Source organism: Shewanella litorisediminis, from assembly GCF_016834455.1.
GTDB classification, from domain to species: Bacteria; Pseudomonadota; Gammaproteobacteria; order Enterobacterales; family Shewanellaceae; genus Shewanella; species Shewanella litorisediminis.
This window is the reverse complement of sequence record NZ_CP069213.1, coordinates 3741171-3762345: the sequence shown is the minus strand read 5'-3', so window position 1 is coordinate 3762345 and position 21175 is coordinate 3741171. Positions and strand designations below refer to the sequence as shown.

The window sequence follows — 21175 nt, the reverse complement described above, 5'->3', positions numbered from 1 at the left end:
ATGGCCGACCAAGCCGACTGGCTGGCACGTTTTACCCGCTACCTTGCCACCGAGCGGCAATTGTCCCCCATGACGGTACGTAATTATCGCTTTGAACTGGAACGCGCCGATACGCTGCTGGGGCAGCGGAGCTGGCAGCAGTTGAGTCGCCAGGATCTCAGTGGCCTGATGGCCCGGCTGCATCGCCAGGGGCTGTCGCCACGCTCCTTGTCGCTCACCGCGTCCGCGCTGAAGCAATTTGGTCAGTTTCTGTTAAAAGAAGGCCTGATAGAAACCAACCCTGCCGCTACCCTGAGTGCGCCGAAACAGCCCAAAACCTTGCCGAAAAACCTCGACCCTGATTCGGTCAACCACCTGCTGGATATTCCACCGGAAGATGGCCTGGCGCTGCGTGACAGGGCCATCATGGAGCTGTTTTATTCCTGCGGCCTGCGTCTGGCCGAGCTGGCGGCGCTGGATGTGAAGGACCTGGACCGCGAGAGTCGGGAAGTGCGGGTACTGGGAAAAGGCAGTAAGGAACGGATTTTACCCGTGGGCAGTGTCGCCCTGGCCGCCATCGCCGACTGGCTGAATGTCAGGGCACAGATGCCCTGTCAGGACGATGCGCTCTTTGTCTCTACCCGGGGCAGCAGGCTTTCCCATCGCAGTATTCAGTCGCGTATGGAGAAATGGGCCAAAATACAAGGTCTCAGCGTTGGAGTACATCCACACAAACTCAGGCACTCCTTCGCGACCCACATGCTGGAGTCCAGTGGCGATTTGCGGGCCGTGCAGGAATTATTGGGTCACGCCAATCTCGCCACCACGCAAATATACACCAGTCTCGACTTTCAGCATCTGGCCAAGGTGTACGACGGTGCTCACCCCCGGGCGCGCAAGAAGGGGGATTGATGCAGATATTTCGCCGCCTGAAACCCATTGCCGCCATCAGTTTTGACCTGGATGACACCCTGTATGACAACCGGCCCGTGATTATGGCGGCGGAGCTTGCACAGCTCATGTATCTTGCCCGCCATTATCCGGTGACCAAGGCCTGGGGGCGGGATGAATGGCGTCATCACAAGCTTCGGGTATTGGCCCATCATCCCATGCTGGCCCACGACCCCACGGCACTGCGATTACTGACCCTGCATTCGGGGCTGCTATATTTTGGTCTGCCGGAAGCAGAAGCCACAATGGCTGCCCGCGCCGTCATGGATGAATTTATCCGGGCTCGCAGCCATTTTCGGGTACCAGATAGCTCGTTACAGCTACTGGCAAAACTCGGGCAAAAATACCCCCTGATAGGTCTCACCAACGGCAATGTTGACCCGGTGCGCATAGGCCTGGGGGACCGGCTGGCCTTTGTGCTCGCTGCGGGCAGTGGGGTGCGGATGAAGCCGGTGGACGATTTGTTCCGGATGGGATGCAATCGCCTTGGCATAGCCTCTGAGCAGTTGCTCCATGTAGGGGACAGCCACAGCGCCGATGTGGTGGGGGCGCTCAAGGCTGGTTGCCAGGCGGTGCTGCTCAACCCTGCACATGGAGGAACACAGCCGCGCCCCCTTGCATCGCCTTTGCCTCACCTGCAAATTCAGAAGCTGGATGCTTTGCTGGCTCTGCTGTAAATCGCGAAGCACTAAAGCGAGCCCCGATACAAATTCAGTCTGAACTTATCATTTCTTTAACATTCTTAACCTGTTAGCCTATAACCTCCTCAATGGAAAGGGGAAGGGTGAAGCGCATGCTCAGGCCAAAAGTCATGTTTTCGTTAGTATTTGTCATCTTAACCATGGTGGCATGGCCTGCTGCTGCCCACGATATTTACGCCAACGAAGGATTTCTGGCCGGTGTAATCCATCCCTTTCTCGGATTGGATCATCTCCTGACCATTTTTGCGGCCAGCCTTATCGGCATGCAGCTTGGCGGAAGGGCGCAGATTTCCGTGCCGGTGGCATTTTTATTGTTTTTTATCTTTGGTGACGTTATTGGCTTGCTGCAGGTGCCCATGCCCTGGGTGGAGCCGGGCATAGCACTGTCAGGGATTCTTCTGGGGCTGGCTTTGCTGATGGGGCGCGAAGTGCCGCTGTCGTTTGCTCAGGCTCTGGTAGGCATTTTTGCCCTGTTCCATGGCCATGCCCATGGCGCTGAAATTCCCATGGGGGCAAACCCCGTCTGGTATACCCTGGGGATCAGTATGGGTACTGTGGCCATTATGTTGTTTGGCGGTGCGGTAGCCTGGTATCTGAGCCTGATAGAAACGCCAAAACCCTTGCTGCGTGGGCTTGGAGGGATAATCACGTCCCTGGGCTTGTTGCTGTGGTTCTTCTGAGACGCCGAGCTTTCTGCGGCCTATTGTTCCGGCGGACAGAGGCGGCGCTGCTTTTTCAGCAGTTGGCTGACCTGACGACGGCTGGCGCGCATGTCTGACGAATCCACCCTGAAAAAAGTGCCTGTATAGGGATCCGGTCCGAGGAATACCGGCTTTTGGTGGGCGGCGGCCTCGGGCACGTGCAGGCGAATGAGCTTTTTACCCGCGAGCTCAATAATTTGAACATCTGTTGGTGACAGTACATTACAGGACACCCGCCGCGGGTCCTTGAGAATACGCCAGATGTCTTCCAGCATCGGCAGCGGGTTGGCTATGCCTTCAATAGTGAACTCGCCCTGAGATTCCCGCACACCCAAAATAATCTCGCCGCCCAATGTATTGGCGAAGGCGCTGTAGCTCTCCCACATGCCTTCAGGCAGCTGTCCCTTGCCATCCCGGCCTGCTGCCAGCTTAAACTCCACCTGCACCGACTCACGCAGATGCTGAATGTCATCGAGGGCGAACTGGGTCATGGGCTGTCCTTGAACTGCACTTTTCCCTGATATAACACGGGTTTTACTCCATGGCCAGCGCCATTAGCCCCGTCCCGGCTTAAAACACTCCTTATCGAGACCGTACTTTTTCATCCTCAAATACAATTTCTTACGGGGCACATTCAGGTAGTCCGCCGCCTCTGATACCCGGCCAGAGAACAGAAACAGCGCATCTTCAATCAGGCGCTTTTCATAGTCGTCCACCAGTTCATCCAATGGGCCTTTGACCGACGGCGCGGTGGCAATCCGCTGTACATTGGCCAGCTTGACGATACCGACCGCATAGAGCTCGGCCACGTTTCTGAGTTCACGCACATTACCGGGCCAGCTGTGCTGCTTGAGGTTGTCCAGATAGCGGTTTTCCACCGCGGGCATCTTGCGGGACAAGCGGCGGCAGCTTTCTTTCAAAAAGGCCATAAACAGGGGCACTATATCGCTTGGCCGTTCGCAAAGTGCCGGCAGACGCAGCCTGACCTGAGAGAAATAGTAAAAGCATTCGGGGGTAAGGGTTTGCTCCTGCACCAGGGCTTCGGGCTGGCTTTCCAGAATGGCAATGGTGCGTACTTCCTTGTTGCCCCTGCGTTCCTGATCCAGCAGGAAACTCGCCAGCCAGCGCTGGCTGTCGGTGGCAAGGTGCTCAAGCTCCCGTAAGATCAGGGTGCCGCCGCGGCTTGCCTCCACCGCCTGCTGCAGTTTCTCCGGGCTTTCCACCAGAGCGCATTCCAGCTGTTGCAGTGGGCCGTCACAGCGGGGCCCGAGTTTATGCAGCAGGGCCGCCAGGGTATTGCGACCCACCCCGCGGGGGCCTTCCAGCATCACGTCTCTGTCGGTTAAGGCGAGCTGCCCAAGCTGCTCACGCAGGTCATTGATTTGGGCGCTGCTGCCAAGGAGCTGACCGGCCAGGGAGTCCTGAATGTTTTGCCGCAGGTCAATCAGTTGGTGGCGCTGGGTGGCCGCTTTTTTCACAAGGGCAAGAAACGTCGGCGGGTCCAGGGGTTTTTCGATAAAGTCGGCTGCCCCTTGTTTGACGGCCTTCACCGCCAGAGGAATATCGGCATGACCTGTTATCATGATGACAGGGATCTGCGGGTCAATGTGGTGCACGGCAGCAAGCAGCTCCAGCCCGTGCATGGCGGGCATATAGATGTCGCTCACCACCACGCCGTTCCAGTCGCGGCTCAACACCTCCAGCGCTTTTTGCGGTGAGCTGGTTGCCCGCACCTGATACCCGGACAGACTAAACAGCTGACGGCAGGCGTCCAGCACGTCTTCATCGTCATCGATAAGCAGCAGATTAGGCTTGGGTTTCAGCAGATGGGACATGATTAAACTCCAGCAGCATCAGGGTATTGCCTTCCATGGAGCAGGCAAGGCGGATATCGCCTTCCTGGCGCTCCATCAGGGTTCGGCAAATAGACAGCCCAAGCCCCAAACCCACTTCCTTGGTGGTGACAAAAGGTGAAAAGAGCTTTTGCAGCACGGCCTCAGGGAAGCCTTGGCCACTGTCCTGTATCGCAATCAGGGTGCTGCCGGGCTGCGGCAGCTGTTCTATAAGAATCTGCCTTTGCTCGCAGCTTGCAATGGCATCGAGTGCATTGACCAAAAGGTTAATCAGTACCTGTTCTATCTCGACCGGATCGCCGATAACGCTGAGATTGGTGTCGAGGTGGCTCTCCACCTGCACGTTCTCGCGTTTTATCCTTGGGGCGAGCAGCAGCAGGGCATTATCGGCTATTTCGCCCAGCGAAACGGCTTCCCGGACCCGGACTTGTGGGCCTTTGCGGGCAAATTCCTTCAGGGCGCCCACAATGCGGTGCATCCGCTGACTGAGCTGACCTATGCGCTCGAGATTATCGGTCAGCATTGCGGTATCGCCCTGCTCGGCGGCCAGACGACTGGTGTAGAGGAAGGTGGATATGGCCGACAGGGGTTGGTTCAGCTCATGGGCCATGCTGGTCATTGCCTGGCCCAGTACTGCCATCTTGGCGGCCTGAATGAGTTCATCCTGGGCGCGCAGCAGATCATTCTGGGCCTGGGTACGACGCTCGACTTCCTGCTCAAGTTGCTGATTTTTTTCTTTAAGATCCCGGGTTCGCTCGGCAACCCGTTCAGACAGCTCGCGGGCATTAAGCTCCTGCCGTGTCATGTCAGTGATGGTGATAATGGTTTTAAGCTCCCCCGCCTGTTCGTAGCGGCGAAAATCAAAGTGCCAGAAGGCCTGCTCCTCGTTGCCTCCCAGCTCCAGCAGACAGTCGCTCTGGCCGAGCACCTGTAAGCTGCTGCCCGGGGCAAACTGGTCAGCCAGTTGCTGCGCGGCCGCCGGGGGAAAGGCTTGCCACAGCAGCGATTGCTCCGGTTCATTTCCCAGGGGCAACAGCTCCCTCGCGGTGGGGTTAACCGATTCTATGGTGCCGTCCATCAGGCAGGTAATCAGGCATGCCTGGGTGTTGTTAATCAGGTTGAGCGCGTTGGTCTTGTCCATCAGTTGCCGCTGGGCACGAAACTGCAGCAGCTGTTCACCCAGACGGCCAATCTCATCATTGCCACGCACGCTTAAGGGGCTCGACAGGTCGTTGTTGCATACCTTGGCCAAATCTTCGCTGAGCAGGTTCAGGCGGCCAATCAGGCGCCGCGAGATAAGGCCTGTGAGCACGAAAGTGCTTAAAATCAGCGCCCCGGTGAGGATAAGCAGCAACCAGGCCTTGCCCTGACTCACCTGGCGGTTGGTCGCCCGCACCAAGGACTCCAGACGGGTGTTCGCCTGGGTTACTGCCGTGACCACCTGAGCATGATAGGGCTGGATAAGCTCATTAATTTTGGGTTGCAGCCCTCTGATTTGACGCTGATTTTCCACATCTTCTGTCAGCAGTTGATGCAGGGCGCCATCGGGTTTCACCAGCTCAACCAGTTCCTGCAGAATCTGGCGATGGCTCACGGTAGAGGGGTAGGCCGCGAGCTGGGTGGTGAGCAGCTTCAATTCATCAATTTGAAAGCCTATAAACGAGAAGGCATGTTCCAGCTCCCGCTGATGGCGCTGGTTGATAATCTCGACACTGAGCTGATGAATTTCATTTTCTTTCAATGCGATATTCTGCAGCACCGAAAATTCCTGCAGCACCGAATTGATGGTGTTAACCGAGGTGCGGTTGCCAAGCTGTGCGCTCAGGTGCCAGGCCACTTCCTGCAGCAGAGGCGTCATTTCATCGGTTAAGTCCTGATGCAGCCGCGCCAGCTGTTTTTGCTGCGACGAGAGGTGCTGCGCCAGTGTCAGTTGGTGGCGCAGCAGCTCACTCTGACTCTGAATCAACGCCTCCAGGTCGGCAAAGCGGGCCTGCTGCAGGGCCAGTTCATCGTCACTGTGCAGGTTCACCAGATAGGCGTTCTCGAGCTCGCCCATGGCCTCGGCTACCTGCCGCTCCAGTGTCAGCAGGGTGATTTCGTCCTCTGCGCCGGGCAGTTGCCCAAGGAGTTGCAACAGCCGGTTGCTGGCGCGCTCAAGTTTGTAGGTGGCATTAATCGTGGGCACGCTTTCACTGACGATACTGCTGACCTGGGCACTGAGCCTGTCCCACATCAGCAGGCTGGTGAGGCCCACCAACAAGGTCAGTCCCAACATGGCCGAAAAGGCAATAAAGAGCCGTCTGCCCAAGGGTGAATGGGACTGGGACATCAGGGGTACTCCAGGGTGCGAACCAGTGCCATGGCCTGCTCCAGCTGCTGAGCTACCTGCATACGCCAGTCCTGCATGGTGCGCTCCATTTGCGCCGAGGGCTGCTGCTCATAGTCGGCAAACACCGCCTGCAAATCGGGGGACATGGCCTCGGCTTCACTGATGGGCACCCGACTGGCCAGAGTCATCGCCTGACGCAATATGTCATGGTTTTTCGGGGAGTCTTTCATGGCGCCCTGGGCCTTGATGATGGCAAGCCAGGTGTAGCGGAGTTTGGGCAGCTGCTGCGCAATGGCCTGTTCAAACACCGCCTTGATAACGTTGTTGCGTAAAAACAGCTGTTGCTTTTCGATAACAAAGGCCGTGCTGTTGGCGAGCTTGTCATCACTCAGGGGGATTTTGGCAAATTCGGGTTCGGTGAGAATGGTCTGGCCTTCGGCCGACAGCAAAAAGCTTAAAAACTGCCGCGCTTTGGTGGCGTGTTCAGCCTTGGTGGTGAGGCCACAATAGGTGGGCAAAATCACTGTGTCGGGCAAATAGGTAAAGCCCAGATAATCAAAATGGCTGCGGGCCACGCTGGCGTAGTTGTCTATCACGGGCCCGGCACCGACCAACCCCCGGCTGATGGCATCACTCACCCCAAAGCTTCGGGCCGACAGGGAGGCCAGGTTACCGCCGATGCGCATTAAAAGCGCCCATCCCTCATCCCATCCTTCTGATTGCAATATGTTTTCAACCATCATATGGGTCGTGCCCGAATGGCTGGGGGAGCTCATCATCACATGGCCGTTAAAACCGGGCTCTGCGAGATCCTGCCAGCTTTTGGGCTGTGGCAGCCCGTGCTTATTGAGATAGTCGCGATTAAACATCAGCCCAATCCCTGAATAGGCCACCGGCAGCACATAATCGGCGGCGGGCAGGCTGTGGCGTTTGAGCCAGGCGGGGGCGGCGGGCAGCTCACCCAGTGGCGCCAGCAGATTTTGCTCATGCAGAGTCTGGAACAGGGTGGGGGAAGATGACACCACCAAATCGATGCGGGGCTGATTCTCATCGGTCAGCAGCCGGATGGCGGGCAGGGTACGGCGATAAATCACCCGCACGTCGCACTGCTCCCGCGCCGAGAACTTATCGACCAGTCCTTTAAAGGGCAGCTCGGAAAAAGAGGTGAGGATCACCAGGCAGTTTTCTTTTGCCTGGCCGTTTAGCGGCCAGCCAACCAAGAGCATCAGCAGTAGGACGAGCAGGGATTTTTGTGTCATGGCTCAAAACTTTTTAATCAATTCTTAACGTTTTTTACAACCTGCTGAGTCGGAACTGACTCAAGGTTGGCCTATTTTCCAACAATCTGTGCTCAAGGGTGAGTGTAGCCATTCCAAATTTGACCCGGAAATTCTGCCTTTTGAGTTAATTCTGACTCAGTTTGCCGCTTTTGTATCCGGCAATTGTGCCTGAAAAGATGCTGGCGAGTCGGGAGCCGGATCCCGGCGAACGAGCAACTTAACGTGGGAGGAAGGCAGATGCTGGACTTTTTCAAAACGCGGCCGGATCAGCCCCTGATTGAAGGGACACCGGAAAAAATCCGCTCTATTTATAAGAAATATCAATGGCAGGTGTTCTTGGGACTGGTGCTGGGTTATGCCATGTTCTACGTCGCCCGCATGAGTTTGAACGTCGCAAAGAAACCTATGCTGGACGCCGGCATTGTGACCCTGGAGGAACTGGGGATCATAGGCTCGGCATTTTTCTTAACCTATGCAGTGGGTAAGTTTTCCAACGGCTTCCTGTCGGACTACGCCAACATCGGCCGCTTTATGTCGGTGTCGCTGGGGTTGTCGGCCATCACCTGTTTGATGATGGGTATGAACACTGCCACCTTCTTCTTCATCCTCTTGTGGGCGATGAATGGTTGGTTTCAGTCGGTGGGCAGTGCGCCGTCGTGCGTGTCGATTTTCCAGTGGTTCTCGCCGAAACAGCGGGGCTCTGTGTACTCCATCTGGGGTGGCTCGCGCAACATCGGTGAGGGTATCACCTGGATTCTGACCGCCACCGTAGTGAGCTTCTTTGGCTGGAGAGCCGGTTTTGTGGGTGCAGGTATTGCCACCTTTGCCGCTGCCATCGCCATGTACTTTGCGCTCAAAGACAGACCCCAAACCTATGGTCTGCCAGAACCAGCGGTTGCCTATGGCGAAGAAGCCGAGATCAAAAAGAAGGTCGATCCCAAGGAAATCCGCCGCGCCCAGCTGTTTATCCTCAAGCAGCCTACCGTGTGGATCATCGCCCTTGCCTGTGCTGCCATGTATATCTCACGCTATGCCATGAGCTCCTGGGCCGTGCTCTATTTGCAGGAGTCCAAAGGCTACAGTCTGATTGATGCGGGCTTTGCCATGTCGGCTTACCCCATTGCTGGTTTCGCCGGTGCTATCCTCGCCGGGATCATCTCTGACAAGCTGTTTAACGCCAATCGTCACATCCCAACATTGCTGTACGGTCTGGCCAACATCGCCGGTCTGTGCCTGATGTTCTGGGGGCCTCAAAGCCGGGTGGTGGATGCGGTTGCTCTTGGTCTGATTGGCTATGCCATCGGTGGTCTGGTGGTGTTCCTGGCCGGTCTTACTGCCTGTGACCTGATGCCCAAGACAGCCGTTGGCGCGGTGAAAGGCTTTATTGGCCTGTGTTCATACATCGCCGCCTCTGCTCAGGAAATCGTGTCTGCGTCTCTTATCAAAATCCATGAAGTGGATGGCGTAAAACACTATGACTTTGCCACCGCCCAGTACTTCTGGCTCGCCGCTGCCGTGGTGTCCATGTTCCTCGCCATGAGTGTGTGGAACGCCAAGAAAGTCGTGGATTACTGATAACGGCCGGGCCACCAGCGGGTGGCCCGAAGCAAACCAAACGCGTAAGGAATTTCATCATGAACAAGACGCTTATTGCACTGGCTCTGCTTGCTCCCGGCAGCGCCGCCCTGGCCGCCGACGCTGACTTCTATGGTCGTATCAATCTGTCGGTTACCGACTCTGGCCTCGGTGTGGCCGCCCAAAATGGCAAGGCAGGTACCGTACTGGAAAACAACTCATCCCGCATCGGGGTGAAAGGCAGCGAAGCCATAGGCGAAGGGCTGGAAGTGTTTTACAAGCTGGAGTTTGGGGTTGATAACTTCGATAACTCAGGCAAAACCTTCAAACCCCGTAACACCTACATTGGGGTGAAAACCGATTTCGGCGCCCTGACCTTTGGCCGCAATGACAGCGTGTTCAAAACCGCCGAAGGCAAGGTGGATATTTTCGGCACCAGCAACTCGGATATCGATCGCCTGTTGCCGGGTCAGGGCCGCTTTGGCGACAGCCTCACTTATCAGTCGCCCAGTTTGGCAGGATGGGTGCAGCTTAACGGCACTTATCTTTTGAGCGATAACTATGGCGCCGATGAGGCGGCTTATGCGGTCTCGGCCACTGCCGGTGATGCATCCCTCAAGAAGCAGCCCTGGTATCTGGCCCTTGCCTACAACAGCGGCATCGACAACATCGACGCCAGCCGCGCCGTGACTCAGGTAAAACTGGGTGATTGGACGCTGGGCGGTATCTTCCAGCAGAGCGAGCATCAGGACCCGCAACTTGCCGCCCTCGATGGTCGCAGCTGGTTTGTGAACCTCGCCTGGGACCTGGGTAAGACACGGCTGAAGCTGGAGTACGGCCAGGATGATGCCGGCCTTGGCAAATATGTGTCGCGCTTTATCAAGTCGCAAACCGACGGCAAGCTCAGTGACGTCAGCGAGGTTGACCTGAGTCAGCTGAGTGTGGGCGCCAACTACAAGCTTGCAAAGAGCACCCAACTTTACGGCCATTACACCCGCTTCGATGGCGACCTGCTGCTTGGCGGTGTGAATGTGTCCCTCGATGACGACCTTATCACTCTGGGGGTTCGCTACGACTTTTAACCTCAGCTTGTTTCCACTGTAACAGCTATCTCAAGCGGGCATTGGCTCGTGATTGCTCCTTCACCCTGGGCAATGGCCGTCGGGCGCCTCTTCACCGACGGCCACTTTTTCCTTCTCTGCACCACCTCTTGGATTTAAGCCTTCGCCGTGACAAGCCCCGCCGCTTTGGTTAAGGTGGGCCACCCCTTTCAATACTTCAGCCGACATGTTACTCCCCGAAATACCCCATATCCGCGTTGGTATGGCCATGTGGTCCCATCCCGGTTGGAAAAGCCTGTTTCCCGGTATCGATGCCGAAGCGCGGCTGGCCGCCTACGGCCGGGTATTTGACACAGTGGAAGGCAACACCAGCTTTTATGCGCTGCCATCGGCGCAGCAGGTGAGTATTTGGCAAAGGGCAACGCCGGATGGGTTTCGCTTTACCTTCAAACTGCCAAGACGTATCACCCACGAGCTTTCACTACGCGATTGCCGTGAGGAAGTATTGCAATTTTTTCAGCTGTTTGAACCCTTGATGGCGAAAACCGGGGTGTGGAAAATCCAGCTGCCAGCCCGCTTTGGGCCGGAGTCTTTACCGGTACTGGAGCGGTTTTTATCGCTGCTGCCTGAAGGCATTTGCCTTGGGGTGGAGGTGCGACACAGCGCCTTTTTTGCCAAGGGGGAGGCAGAGCGAGGCTTCAATCGCCTGTTGATGGACAAGGGCATCAATCGCATCATCATGGATACCCGACCGGTGTTTGCGCTGCCACCCATCAATGAGGCCATTATCGATGCCCACCAAAAAAAGCCACGGGTGCCGGTACATCCCATCGCCACGGGTGCCCATCCGGTGGTGCGCTTTATTGCCCAGCCCCATAGCCCTGCTGCATGGGGGGTGGGTGGCAAACCTGCCGACCCTGGTTGCGCCGATAATCAGGCTTTCTTTGCCCCCTGGCTTGGCAAACTCGCCGGCTGGCTGGCCGAAGGTCGCTCCCCTTATCTTTTTATCCATACGCCGGATAACAGTGACGCCCCGCTGCTTGCTGCCGAACTGGTGGCGCGGGTCGCAGAGCATCTGCAGGCGTTGCACCCCGGGTTGCCCTTGCCATCGGTGACGCTGAATCGGGCCGACTCTGACCGTGGTCAGATTGGTCTTGCGCTCTAGTATCAAAGTCCTACGCGGAAGTTGTTCTTGTTTTATATTTGTTACATGGCTTTTCAGGCTATGCCTGAGAAGCCCTGACCCGGATAGTCGGGGAACTCAGTGTTTCTGGGGGTAATAATGAAAAAGATCATGACCTTGGTTTTAGCCGTTGGGGTGCTGGCGGGGTGCACCATCAAGCAGCATGTCGATCCCGTCAATCTCGATAAGCAGGCCGCCATCTGTATCCTGGAAAATCCGGATGTGCGGGAAGGATTTTTGCTGGAGATGGAGAAGGTACTGCGGGAAAAGCAAATCAACTATCGGGTGGTAAAAGAGCTGGATGCCCGGGATGGCTGCGAATGGACGGCCACTTACACTGCCAGCTGGGCCTGGGATCTGGCGCTGTATCTGGTCTACGCCGAAATCAAGGTATTCCATCAGGGCAAGCTGGATGGTGAGGCAATCTATGACGCCCGCATGGGCGGCGCCAATATGAGTAAGTTTATCGACGCCGAGCCCAAAATCCGTGAACTGATTGAGCAGCTGCTGGCACAAAAGCAGTCAGCCGCTACCCCGGTCGTCCCCTGGCAAGTGGCGCCCTGATTCACTGTGTAAGCTCGATGAAGCTCACCCCAGGGTGAGCTTCAGTGTTTTTGGAAACAGCACATTGTTTTCCAGATGGATGTGGCGATGCAGATCCACTTCAAACTCGGCCAACGTGTGGTAGCAGATGCGCCAGGTTGTGCAGGCATGGGGTGGCGGGGTGAAGTCATCGGTTAACTCCCTGAGCTTTTTCAACACGTTGCCCGCGTCTTCATGCTCATACTCCATGGCCCTGACCGGATTGCCAATATGCCCGAAACAGCCATTGACCTGCTCACCGGCCGCGAGGGCGCGAATGGCGGGAAAGAGGATTTGCTCCTCTTTGAGCAGGTGCGGCATCAGGTCGTCCACGAGTGCCCGGATCCAACCTGCCAGCGGTTTGATTTCGCTGTAGTTTTCGCCATGGGCGCGAACCATTTTGGCCGCATACTCCAGCAGCAGGGGCGCCTTTTCTCTCACATAGGTGTGATGGGTGGCCTCGATATAGTCAATGAGTTCCGGCAGAGGCAGCTTGTCCAGCTGGTCTTCGGCAGTGCCATTGGCAGCGCTGTGTAACAATGCCTGCATCACCTCGGATGGGTCGGCTTCAGCCCTGTCACAGGCTTCTTTGAGGGGGCGACCGCCGCCACAGCAAAAATCGATGCCAAAGCGGGAAAACACATGGGCGCGCCTGTAGTCCTGTGCCACCAATTCACCAACTGAACATTCGAGTAAAGCCTGTGAATACATAATGCGCTCCTTTAGCTGCAATCTGTATGCATGTTAAAAACCCACGCCGATGGCGGCAATATAAGCCTGAGTATTTTGCTGGGTTAATCACAGGATGGGGGCCAATTTATGCCAAAAGGAGTAGCCAAGGGGCGGTTAACACTCGGTAAAACGGGGTTTGCCAGTGTGCTTTACGCATCTTGTGTCAGCGCTGCGCTGATAAGGCGCCCACCTTTTCGCAATCAGCAGGCCATTTGAGACTACCTAAAGCGAGTCTGGGATGTGAGCGTGTACAAATGGCAATGAGAAAACCAAAAAGGGCTTGGATGTGAGGCGGTTGGCGTATCAGGTGCGCCGGGACCCTGCCGGTCAGAACGCAACCATGCAGGGCAAAACCCGGTGGGGACCTTGCCAGATAAAGCAACCGCTTAGCGGGAAGACACCTGAACGTACACTATCTCGTCGCTGTTTTGGCTTGCGGCAGCGGACAGATCTTTAATGGTCACGCTTTCTATCACCCGGTTTTTATCCCGTGAGTGAGAGGCCAAATAGTCATAGGCCTTGTCGGCGCCATAGGCGTAGGCAAACTGGGCAATGCTCTTGTCGTTGCAGCGAATACTGTTGGCATGGTAGCGGGCACTGGCATTGGACTCAGTGATCTGCATCCTCAGCTTGGTCAGCTTGTTACTGCCAGCAGCCACACACATCAGGGTTTCTGGGCTGTTGTCGGCGGCGATAAAGCGGTATTCGGTGGCGCCTGCTGTGGCGGTTAATCCCAGCAGTAATGCGGGTATCAATATGATGCGAGCTTTCATTAGTTTGTTCCTTCAATGATGACCTGTTAGTTTCCCGGCCCTGTGATGGGCTCTGTAAGGCTTTGCCTGTGAGCGCCGCCCCAATCAGGTGCGCTCAGTGCACATTCACTGTAGGAACTTCTGCATGGAAAAGCTGTAAGCGCTTGTAGGAGACTTGTATCTGAATGGAAATTCTGTATTGCCGAGTGTCGCTGAGTAAGCAGATGTGTCTGCAAATGTCACCGGAAACAGATTTAACATCTGCGAGGGGCTGAAACCTGTCGCCGGTGCGGCCCTGCTGAAGGCTGTGCCGCCTGAGCCAGCCCAGTGCTGCCTGCGTCGTTCACCGTGGGCTGTGATGCATTCCGGGATAAAGAGCGATTAAAGGGATTAAAGGGAATAAGGGGAATAAGGGGAATAAGGGGAATAAGAGAGTAAGGGAGTAAGGGAGTAAGGGAGTAAGGGAGTAAGGGAGTAAGGGAGTAAGGGAGTAAGGGGAATCAGGGAATAAGGAAATAAAGGGACGAAAGGACAAGCGCATCACTGATCCAGATCAGGGTAAATCTGTCGTAATAGGTTAGCTTGGGCTGTATCAGATTGAGCTTATGCGGCTCCCACCCCGAAAGGCGGGCACTGCAGGAGATGCAGGTAACCACAGATGCGCGATGAGACGCTCATTCGAGTGCTGAAAACCTTGATGCTGCTTGGCATCTCGTTAATTTTGCTCGGGATCTACCTGCACAACTTTAATGAGACGGTCGAGGCGATGGGGGTAAAGGGTATTATCCTCAGCGCCCTGTGTGTGGCCGTTGGCATGGCGCTCTCCCTGCCCACCAAGATGTATCTCACCTTTGTGTTTGTTCGCCGCGAGGAAATGGCCAAACGCCCGGCCGCAGAGGACGGGCAGGTATCGGACAGGGCTGGACGCTGAATTTAAGGCGCGGTGCCAAGCCAACCGCAGTGCAGCTTACAGCGACAGTGAGGACAGAAACTTCTCGGTGTCGCCATTGTTGGCCTCGTGGTCGGTATAGATGGCGGTTTGGGTCACCATGGCGTTGTGGAAGCTTATCATCCGCTGGGTGACCAGCTTGTCGTTAAAGTCCAGGATGAACTCGTAGCCATCGTAACCATCCACCATGATAAAGCGCTTGTCTTTGAGGCGGGCGCCCATGTTGATAAGGGAGCTGGGGTAATAGTCACCCAGGGTCACATCCGGGTTTTGTATCACAGTCAGGGTGTACTCGGCAGCGGCGTGGCGGGAGCCTTGCCATTCCACCGTGTGTCCCTCTACCGAGCGCCGCTCCACCCTGGGCGCCTTTGGAAACATCACACTGATGTTCACTGTGTCCAGCACATAGGGCTGCCAAACCACCTCGGGCTCGGCCTTCACGGCATAGTGCTTTTGATACAGGTCGTAGCCGCCGTAGGCCAGCGCCGCCACCAATACGAGTTTCAATAGTCCGTTCATCTGTGTTCCTTGTGATAATAAAGTGCCTGTGCAGCGATCTTGTGCTGCCAATTGAGCAAGGGATACACGATTAAGACTGGCATCCCCGGCCCGGTTGGCCGCTTGCGGCAATCTGCCGCTAAGCAGGCGTACTGATGTAGAGAGTCAATCAAGACCCGCAAACCAGAGTCTCTGGGTCCAGGGCGGTACGCAGCCATCACTTTCCTCTTACCTGAAATTAGCCCATGAAAAAAGTGTGGTTAAAGGTGCTTTACAACTACACTTAAGGCTATGGCATGGGGTGATTTTTCGAGGTGCTGGCCCTTTGCGGTCGACTCGGGCTTGCCCACTCCCACTCCTGCTACTGAAGTCCTTGACTAAGGAGGCGTTATGTTACTGAAAAATATTACGCTGATACTGCTGCTGGGGGCGGGCATGGTCGTGAGCGGCTGCAGTCGTCAGGTCAGCTATCAAAACGATGTACTGCCCATCCTGCAGGGCTCCTGTTTCAGTTGTCATGTGGCGGGTGAAGGCGCACAGAATGCGGGCTTAATTCTGAGCAGCCACAGCAGCATGATGGCAGGCACCAAGATGGGGCCTGTGATAGTGCCCGGCAGCGCCGCATCCAGTACCCTATATCTGGTGATTTCCCACAATGTGGACCCGAAAATTCAGATGCCGCCACATCACTCAGACAGAATGGCTCAGGGGGAGGGTAAACCCTTAAGCCAGGAGCAGATAGACACCATCAAGCTGTGGATAGACCAGGGCGCCCAGGATAACTGATAGCGGCGATAACAGGCTCAGGTTGAAGTAACCATTCTCTGGCTCACGACAGATACCAGAGTAAGATGCTCTCCACCCTCAGGGTGATGCAGGCAAAAGCCCCGTATTTTTTGGGTGCGTGGGTTACTTGGCGCAGGCTTACCTGATGGGTTCCTATTTGTCAGTACTAGTGCAGGCCTTCAGTGTATCTGCATTTTGCTTACGACTTATGTTGATTTACCTCTGCCTCGGTATGCTCAGGTCTGGGCATCGTTAGTTACTGTATTGCCAGCGAAGCTATGCAGCTGGATGAGCTAGTCTAAATAAAAAGAGCATACTGAGTATGCTCTTTTCACTGTTTGCTGAGACGAGAATTGATGTTGAGATCATTTCTCTTCTATGGGGGTTAATCCTTTACTGCGGCTTTTTACTGCATCATCCAGGTCGAACCCTGAACTACGCCATTTTTTTGCTTCTTGCGCGGTAAACTTTTCTTCGCCCCATTTGGACGCATCTTTCAGATTGAAACCGGCACGATTCCAATCCGCGGCATCTTCAGCACTAAAGCCTTGTTGTTGCCACTTTTGTGCAATCTGAGAGCTGAATCCTGCCGCCTTCCATGCAGAAATTTCATCTGCACTCATACCAGACCAATCTTTGGGAACCGAGCTGCAAGCGAATAAAACAACGCACAACAACAGGCTTGAACTGATTTTTAGCATAACGCCTCCACACTGAAAGAGTTAAATCAATCAAAGTTTAATCATAGCCTTTCGTAATGGCGAATGCGTCGCGAATGATGGTCGCTTTAACAATTACACCAATCGAAATCTCTTTTTACCATCTCATCAGTCACATTGTGATCTTAGATGTACCAACAATTTCCCATCATGAACATTGCCAGAACTCAATGAGCACCAGCTTATGTTTGGATTACTACATTTTTGTTTGCGTTCAAGTTCGTCCTCTCAACATTATTTGCTAACAGTACGTCATTTTTGACTGACCGTGGGTCATAAACGCGAACGGATGACACGATTTATTCCATACAAGCATAGGCTTAGTCATATTTGTGAGGACAAATCGTCCTTACTAAAGATGAATATAGCGTCTTGATCGCACATCAATAATAGCTTTGTAGGGATTTAATCATTGCAGCCAAAGCACGAACTTTCCAGAACAAAAAGTTGCGACATCACAGCAATGCTCATGATATTTCTTAGTGAAACCAGCTCATTACATTCGAACGATGACTTATGCTCAGATATCGCTCAACCTAATACACGAGCTGCTAGGTCGCTTTGCTTGATTTTTCTCGCAGCTTTTTCGGCTTACTTGGAAGCAACTGTCTTTTTCTCTGCATGCCCTCCCAAATCGATTGTTGCCATTTTGCTGGTGAAAAATCTGCCCAGCAAAATTAGATTAGCACTGGGTAAAAAAACAGCAATGACAATAAGGGATGACATGAAAATATATTTTTATCAACCGCTTGTATTACTACCAAGCATGTCAATAAAAGCTATAAAATTTAGATGCTAAATTCAGCGCTTAAGGATGTGTAGAGCACCTGGTATGTAATACCAATCCCATTAATGATGTGATCTAATGAGGGACTTACCTATCTCGAGCTTGCGATCATGTCTCAACCCATCGATTTCCTTGCCCTTGCCAAGGCTCAAACTCATGCCAGGATGTGCATCCGCCTGCTCTCACTCGCCCATTTCCAAAAGAGTCATAACCGTACTCAAATCGCCCTCTTCCTCAAGGTCAGCCGCGCCAGCGTCAATAAATGGGTTGCACAGTTTCATGCTCGCGGCCTGGAGGGCCTGATGCTGGTTCGCCCTGCCGGCCGCATCGCTAAGCTCACGCCCCAACAATGTACGCAACTGCATGCTTTAATTGATGAGCAAAGTCGGCGCACGACCGGCGGCCGCTTAACGGGGCACGATATTCAGGCCTACGTAGCCCAGCACTTTGGCGTGACCTACCAACAGTCAAACATCTACCGTCTACTCAAGCAGATGGGATTCTCCTGGCTCACCAGCCGCTCAAGGCACCCAAAGCAAGATAGCCAAGCGCAGCAAGCGTTTAAAAACTTCCCGCTGGAAACGATCCTGAACGTGCCGACCCAGATCCCTCTGGAAAACATTGATATCTGGCTTCAGGATTAGGCCCGCTTTTGCCAGCAAAACACCACGACCCGACTGTGGGTTCGCAAGGGCTCCCGCCCCCGAGCAGTGCGCCAGCAGCAATTCGAGTATGCCTATCTGTTTGGGGCGATCTGTCCGGCTACGGGAGAGACGGAAGCCCTGATAAGCCCGGTGGTCAATCAGGAAGCCATGAAACAGCACCTAGCCTTGCTCTCGGCCAGAACGCCAGCGGGTCGCCACGCCGTGGTCATCATGGATGGGGCAGGCTGGCATACGGAAACATGCGCACAAGCCTATCCCAACCTGACGCTGGTTAAATTGCCGCCCGATTCGCCCGAGCTAAATCCGGTGGAGCAGGTCTGGAGTTGGTTGTGACACCATGTGCTGGCGAATCGCACGTTCAAGGGATAGTCGATGACTGCAGTGCGGCCTGGCGAAGCTTTATAGCGGATACAGAGCGGGTCAAATCGCTGTGTCATCGGGAGTGGGCAAGATTGGCATGATGTTTAATGGGATTGGTATAAAATGAAAAAGGGTCTTGCAAGTTGTGCAAAACCCTTTTTAAAACAATCAAATACGAATTTTGATTAGTTCATGCCGTAGATCGCATTTTGGTGTTTCCAGTGGTTTTTAGATGTCTCTGTTTTGCATAAGTTTTTCTTAGTTATCAACAGATAAGAGGTTTTTAGCGTTCTGGTTTGTATTGAGGCGTATTGGTTCCTATGGTGAGATGGGGGTACATATGGGGGTACATGGATTTGACCCTTTTTCTGCCTTTAGAAGTGATAAATGCCATGTTATACGAAACCAGTTTGCGTGCTTTAAACTGCAAGCCCCAACTCAAGAACCAGGAGCTTTCTGATGGCAGGGGCCTTGGCGTGCGCGTGTCCAAACAAGGCAAAATCCGCTTTCAATATCGCTATAAAATCCAGGGCCAAAATAAGCGAGTGGACCTGGGCAGTTATCCGGACTTATCCCTCAGTAAAGCGCGTGATATTGCAGAGGAATGCCGTACATGGCTTGCGGAAGGTCACGACCCCAAAATTAAGCGCAGTATGGAGCGGGAAAAGTCACTGGCCCCAGTGACCGTTGCCCAGGCACTCAATTATTGGATAGACGAATATGCCCAAGACCATCGGGTGAACGTGGATAAAACCCTTGCTCAATTTAAGCGCCATATCTATCCCTATATCGGCCATTTCCCCCTGGAACAAACAGAAACCAGGCATTGGATTGAATGCTTTGACCGTATTCGTCGAGGGATAAAGGGGAAACAGAGACCCGCTCCGGTAGCCGCAGGTCAAATTCTGCAAAATGCTAAACAGGCTCTGAGGTTTTGCCGTGTCCGTCGCTATGCCATCAGTCGTGAGCTTGATGACTTAAATGCTGCCGATGTCGGTAAAAAGCAGCGACAAAAAGACCGGGTGCTGACCGACGTTGAGTTATACGATTTGCTCCGCTCAATTCAACAGCGTCAAGGGGCCTTTTATATGCGCTATCTGTGTCAGCTATTAGTCATTTTTGGCGCTCGTACACAAGAATTACGCTTATCAACCTTTGATGAGTGGGACCTGGAGCGCAATCTGTGGACTGTGCCCAAAGCCCATAGCAAGACTGACAAAATCATCATCAGGCCGATACCCGCGAAGGTGAAGCCCATCATTGAGTTTTTATATAAGCGGCATGGAAATAGCGGCTATCTTCTTGGTGAGCTCAAAAGTCGAGAAACGGTCAGTTTTGCTGGTGGGCGTATCTGTGGGCGTCTAAAGCATAAGGAGTCGTGGTCATTGCATGACTTACGTCGAACTTTCACGACCAAACTGAACGATCTCGGTGTGGCGCCTTATGTTGTCGAGCAGTTATTGGGCCATACCTTAGGGGGCGTTATGGCTATCTATAATCGCAGTCAGTATTTACCGGAAAAGGCCATTGCCCTCGATATGTGGTGTGAGTGGCTTGATCGCTTGCTTAACCCAGCTGATAACGTGGTCCTCATCAATCCCCTTAAAGCCGGATAGTCTGAGGCTGCTGGCGTAGCGCCATGCAGAAGTGGTTGCTTTCATCGTCAATGGACAGGCGGTGCTCAAATCTCGTTTCAGCAAAGCGCGCGAGGTCACCGTCGGCTGTTCAGGCTGAACTACGAGCGGCGAACCTGGCTGGATAAAGATGACAGGTATCCAGTGTCACTGAGCAATCTTGTTAGCTATTTTCGATGATATCGCTCAACCGGGCTGGCGTTGCTTTCTGGATGACATCTTACCCAGTGGTGGCTTCCTTGACTATTCGTGCTTACCTGCCTCAGCGTGTCAGACTCAACTTACCTGTTGTAGAGTGTAAAGCAAATTTTAACGGCTACAGCGTGTGAAATTTTATTTACCTGTTATAGCGTGTAGACTGAGTCCAGGTACCGTTAAGTGAATCGAAGGCGCGACATGAAAGTGACCACCTCAAAGCAGTTAAGCAACTATTTAAAAGATGCCCGTTTGGCGATGAAACTGTCGCAGAGCAAGGTTGCAAGCAAAGTGGGGATCCGCCAGGATACAGTGTCGAGTTTTGAGCAAAATCCAGACTCAACCAAATTAGAGACCCTTTTCAAGCTGCTCTCATCACTCAATCTTGAGCTTGAGGTTCGGCCAAGAGCATCGGATGCAGACTCCGCTGACACAACGCCAGACACTCAGGATTGGAAAGAGGAATGGTGATGGCAGTCCTGGATGTGTATATGAATGGCTATCTCCATTTTTCTTGAAGCTGGTGGCGGCTATCGCTTGGCGCCCCTCTACGACATTCTGTCGATTTACCCCGCCCTTGGAGGGCAAGGCCCCAACATACGCGAGGTGAAACTCGCGATGGCGTTAAAGCGAGCAAGGGTAAAAAGGCGCAGCTGGATGCCATTTTTCCCAGGCACTTTATTCAAACAGCCAAAGCGGTGGGTTTTGATACCGATATCATGGCTGGGATCATGCTGGGATTGGCTGATATGTTGGAACCCGTGGTCGCCAAAGTGTGGGCTGAGCTTCCTGCCGACTTCCCTGAGCACATACGCGAGTCAATAATGGGCGGGCTTACCGAACGGGCAACGCGCCTGACCGCAGAAAATATCTGGCAGGCGAGCCGTTAGCATGCTCTGTACT

General features: G+C 54.1%; 21 protein-coding genes and 1 pseudogene. 13 read left to right on the top strand and 9 right to left on the bottom strand.

Translation table 11 applies throughout. From position 1 onward, the window contains the following. From xerC to JQC75_RS16665, 3 genes are all read left to right on the top strand, one after another. A complete protein-coding gene (gene xerC, locus JQC75_RS16675; RefSeq protein ID WP_203325138.1) occupies positions 1–891 on the top strand; it encodes a tyrosine recombinase XerC in 891 nt (296 codons plus the stop codon). Then, on the top strand, positions 891–1607 hold the full coding sequence (locus JQC75_RS16670) for an HAD-IA family hydrolase (RefSeq protein ID WP_203325137.1): 717 nt from the start codon (positions 891–893) through the stop codon (positions 1605–1607). Before xerC ends, JQC75_RS16670 begins: the two co-directional genes overlap by 1 nt. A 134-nt stretch (positions 1608–1741) precedes the next feature. Continuing rightward, positions 1742–2311: a HupE/UreJ family protein gene (locus JQC75_RS16665; RefSeq protein WP_203325136.1), complete on the top strand. Its 570-nt coding sequence runs from the start codon at positions 1742–1744 to the stop codon at positions 2309–2311. Positions 2312–2331: 20 nt separating this feature from the next. On the opposite strand, the gene JQC75_RS16660 is transcribed toward JQC75_RS16665, so the two are convergent. From JQC75_RS16660 to JQC75_RS16645, 4 genes are all read right to left on the bottom strand, one after another. Further along, positions 2332–2823: an AlbA family DNA-binding domain-containing protein gene (locus tag JQC75_RS16660; RefSeq protein ID WP_203325135.1), complete on the bottom strand. Its 492-nt coding sequence runs from the start codon at positions 2821–2823 to the stop codon at positions 2332–2334. 63 nt (positions 2824–2886) lie between these two features. Next, positions 2887–4167, bottom strand: a complete 1281-nt coding sequence (locus JQC75_RS16655; RefSeq protein ID WP_203325134.1) for a sigma-54-dependent transcriptional regulator — start codon at positions 4165–4167, stop codon at positions 2887–2889. Continuing rightward, positions 4139–6514 carry an ATP-binding protein gene (locus JQC75_RS16650; protein ID WP_203325133.1) on the bottom strand — a complete coding sequence of 792 codons (2376 nt, stop codon included), beginning with the start codon at positions 6512–6514 and terminating at the stop codon, positions 4139–4141. The genes JQC75_RS16655 and JQC75_RS16650 overlap by 29 nt, the downstream gene beginning before the upstream one ends. Further along, positions 6514–7773 (bottom strand): ABC transporter substrate-binding protein, encoded by a 1260-nt coding sequence (locus JQC75_RS16645; protein WP_203325132.1) that lies wholly within the window; start codon positions 7771–7773, stop codon positions 6514–6516. Before JQC75_RS16645 ends, JQC75_RS16650 begins: the two co-directional genes overlap by 1 nt. 258 nt (positions 7774–8031) lie before the next feature. On the opposite strand from JQC75_RS16645, the gene JQC75_RS16640 reads away from it, so the two are divergent. After that, positions 8032–9369: an MFS transporter gene (locus tag JQC75_RS16640; RefSeq protein ID WP_203325131.1), complete on the top strand. Its 1338-nt coding sequence runs from the start codon at positions 8032–8034 to the stop codon at positions 9367–9369. 59 nt (positions 9370–9428) lie between these two features. Next, a complete protein-coding gene (locus tag JQC75_RS16635) occupies positions 9429–10451 on the top strand; it encodes a porin (protein ID WP_203325130.1) in 1023 nt (340 codons plus the stop codon). A gap of 60 nt (positions 10452–10511) precedes the next feature. Here JQC75_RS16635 and JQC75_RS16630 read toward each other — a convergent pair whose 3' ends face one another. Next, positions 10512–10658, bottom strand: a complete 147-nt coding sequence (locus JQC75_RS16630) for a hypothetical protein (RefSeq protein ID WP_203325129.1) — start codon at positions 10656–10658, stop codon at positions 10512–10514. Positions 10659–10698: 40 nt separating this feature from the next. On the opposite strand from JQC75_RS16630, the gene JQC75_RS16625 reads away from it, so the two are divergent. Further along, a complete protein-coding gene (locus JQC75_RS16625; RefSeq protein WP_239002033.1) occupies positions 10699–11595 on the top strand; it encodes a DUF72 domain-containing protein in 897 nt (298 codons plus the stop codon). A gap of 129 nt (positions 11596–11724) precedes the next feature. After that, entirely contained in the window at positions 11725–12177 is a 453-nt protein-coding gene (locus JQC75_RS16620; RefSeq protein ID WP_239002032.1) for an Sbal_3080 family lipoprotein, read from the top strand. 24 nt (positions 12178–12201) lie between these two features. Here the strand turns inward: JQC75_RS16620 and ric are convergent, their stop codons facing one another. Both ric and JQC75_RS16610 read right to left on the bottom strand, forming a co-directional pair. After that, the gene (ric, locus tag JQC75_RS16615; protein WP_203325126.1) at positions 12202–12906 is read right to left on the bottom strand and encodes an iron-sulfur cluster repair di-iron protein; all 705 of its coding nucleotides are present in this window, start codon (positions 12904–12906) and stop codon (positions 12202–12204) included. Positions 12907–13313: 407 nt separating this feature from the next. Continuing rightward, positions 13314–13700: a DUF3718 domain-containing protein gene (locus JQC75_RS16610; RefSeq protein ID WP_203325125.1), complete on the bottom strand. Its 387-nt coding sequence runs from the start codon at positions 13698–13700 to the stop codon at positions 13314–13316. 637 nt (positions 13701–14337) lie between these two features. On the opposite strand from JQC75_RS16610, the gene JQC75_RS16605 reads away from it, so the two are divergent. Next, complete coding sequence (locus JQC75_RS16605) at positions 14338–14610, top strand: hypothetical protein (protein WP_203325124.1); 273 nt, start codon at positions 14338–14340, stop codon at positions 14608–14610. 36 nt (positions 14611–14646) lie between these two features. Here JQC75_RS16605 and JQC75_RS16600 read toward each other — a convergent pair whose 3' ends face one another. Further along, the gene (locus tag JQC75_RS16600; protein ID WP_203325123.1) at positions 14647–15147 is read right to left on the bottom strand and encodes a hypothetical protein; all 501 of its coding nucleotides are present in this window, start codon (positions 15145–15147) and stop codon (positions 14647–14649) included. A gap of 369 nt (positions 15148–15516) precedes the next feature. Here JQC75_RS16600 and JQC75_RS16595 point away from each other — a divergent pair, with 369 nt between their 5' ends. Continuing rightward, positions 15517–15912 (top strand): c-type cytochrome domain-containing protein, encoded by a 396-nt coding sequence (locus JQC75_RS16595; protein WP_203325122.1) that lies wholly within the window; start codon positions 15517–15519, stop codon positions 15910–15912. Between the two features lie 365 nt (positions 15913–16277). Here JQC75_RS16595 and JQC75_RS16590 read toward each other — a convergent pair whose 3' ends face one another. Continuing rightward, complete coding sequence (locus tag JQC75_RS16590) at positions 16278–16613, bottom strand: hypothetical protein (protein ID WP_203325121.1); 336 nt, start codon at positions 16611–16613, stop codon at positions 16278–16280. Positions 16614–17528: 915 nt separating this feature from the next. Here JQC75_RS16590 and JQC75_RS16585 point away from each other — a divergent pair. The 4 genes and pseudogenes from JQC75_RS16585 to JQC75_RS16570 all read left to right on the top strand — a co-directional run bounded on the left by JQC75_RS16585 (position 17529) and on the right by JQC75_RS16570 (position 21162). Then, positions 17529–18544 (top strand): annotated as a pseudogene (locus JQC75_RS16585) (IS630 family transposase). Positions 18545–18793: 249 nt separating this feature from the next. Then, on the top strand, positions 18794–20059 hold the full coding sequence (locus JQC75_RS16580; protein WP_203325120.1) for a tyrosine-type recombinase/integrase: 1266 nt from the start codon (positions 18794–18796) through the stop codon (positions 20057–20059). A gap of 414 nt (positions 20060–20473) precedes the next feature. Further along, on the top strand, positions 20474–20743 hold the full coding sequence (locus tag JQC75_RS16575; RefSeq protein ID WP_203325119.1) for a helix-turn-helix domain-containing protein: 270 nt from the start codon (positions 20474–20476) through the stop codon (positions 20741–20743). Positions 20744–20970: 227 nt separating this feature from the next. Further along, positions 20971–21162, top strand: coding sequence for a hypothetical protein (locus tag JQC75_RS16570; RefSeq protein WP_203325118.1), 192 nt, complete (start codon positions 20971–20973; stop codon positions 21160–21162). Positions 21163–21175 lie beyond the last annotated feature (13 nt).

What these genes read in the sequence shown, in the direction of transcription:
- xerC (WP_203325138.1), top strand. Translation starts at nt 1, where the DNA reads ATGGCCGACCAAGCCGACTGGCTGGCACGTTTTACCCGCTACCTTGCC.
- JQC75_RS16670 (WP_203325137.1), top strand. Translation starts at nt 891, where the DNA reads ATGCAGATATTTCGCCGCCTGAAACCCATTGCCGCCATCAGTTTTGAC.
- JQC75_RS16665 (WP_203325136.1), top strand. Translation starts at nt 1,742, where the DNA reads ATGTTTTCGTTAGTATTTGTCATCTTAACCATGGTGGCATGGCCTGCT.
- JQC75_RS16660 (WP_203325135.1), bottom strand. Translation starts at nt 2,823, where the DNA reads ATGACCCAGTTCGCCCTCGATGACATTCAGCATCTGCGTGAGTCGGTG.
- JQC75_RS16655 (WP_203325134.1), bottom strand. Translation starts at nt 4,167, where the DNA reads ATGTCCCATCTGCTGAAACCCAAGCCTAATCTGCTGCTTATCGATGAC.
- JQC75_RS16650 (WP_203325133.1), bottom strand. Translation starts at nt 6,514, where the DNA reads ATGTCCCAGTCCCATTCACCCTTGGGCAGACGGCTCTTTATTGCCTTT.
- JQC75_RS16645 (WP_203325132.1), bottom strand. Translation starts at nt 7,773, where the DNA reads ATGACACAAAAATCCCTGCTCGTCCTACTGCTGATGCTCTTGGTTGGC.
- JQC75_RS16640 (WP_203325131.1), top strand. Translation starts at nt 8,032, where the DNA reads ATGCTGGACTTTTTCAAAACGCGGCCGGATCAGCCCCTGATTGAAGGG.
- JQC75_RS16635 (WP_203325130.1), top strand. Translation starts at nt 9,429, where the DNA reads ATGAACAAGACGCTTATTGCACTGGCTCTGCTTGCTCCCGGCAGCGCC.
- JQC75_RS16630 (WP_203325129.1), bottom strand. Translation starts at nt 10,658, where the DNA reads ATGTCGGCTGAAGTATTGAAAGGGGTGGCCCACCTTAACCAAAGCGGC.
- JQC75_RS16625 (WP_239002033.1), top strand. Translation starts at nt 10,699, where the DNA reads ATGTGGTCCCATCCCGGTTGGAAAAGCCTGTTTCCCGGTATCGATGCC.
- JQC75_RS16620 (WP_239002032.1), top strand. Translation starts at nt 11,725, where the DNA reads ATGACCTTGGTTTTAGCCGTTGGGGTGCTGGCGGGGTGCACCATCAAG.
- ric (WP_203325126.1), bottom strand. Translation starts at nt 12,906, where the DNA reads ATGTATTCACAGGCTTTACTCGAATGTTCAGTTGGTGAATTGGTGGCA.
- JQC75_RS16610 (WP_203325125.1), bottom strand. Translation starts at nt 13,700, where the DNA reads ATGAAAGCTCGCATCATATTGATACCCGCATTACTGCTGGGATTAACC.
- JQC75_RS16605 (WP_203325124.1), top strand. Translation starts at nt 14,338, where the DNA reads ATGCGCGATGAGACGCTCATTCGAGTGCTGAAAACCTTGATGCTGCTT.
- JQC75_RS16600 (WP_203325123.1), bottom strand. Translation starts at nt 15,147, where the DNA reads ATGAACGGACTATTGAAACTCGTATTGGTGGCGGCGCTGGCCTACGGC.
- JQC75_RS16595 (WP_203325122.1), top strand. Translation starts at nt 15,517, where the DNA reads ATGTTACTGAAAAATATTACGCTGATACTGCTGCTGGGGGCGGGCATG.
- JQC75_RS16590 (WP_203325121.1), bottom strand. Translation starts at nt 16,613, where the DNA reads ATGCTAAAAATCAGTTCAAGCCTGTTGTTGTGCGTTGTTTTATTCGCT.
- JQC75_RS16580 (WP_203325120.1), top strand. Translation starts at nt 18,794, where the DNA reads ATGGATTTGACCCTTTTTCTGCCTTTAGAAGTGATAAATGCCATGTTA.
- JQC75_RS16575 (WP_203325119.1), top strand. Translation starts at nt 20,474, where the DNA reads ATGAAAGTGACCACCTCAAAGCAGTTAAGCAACTATTTAAAAGATGCC.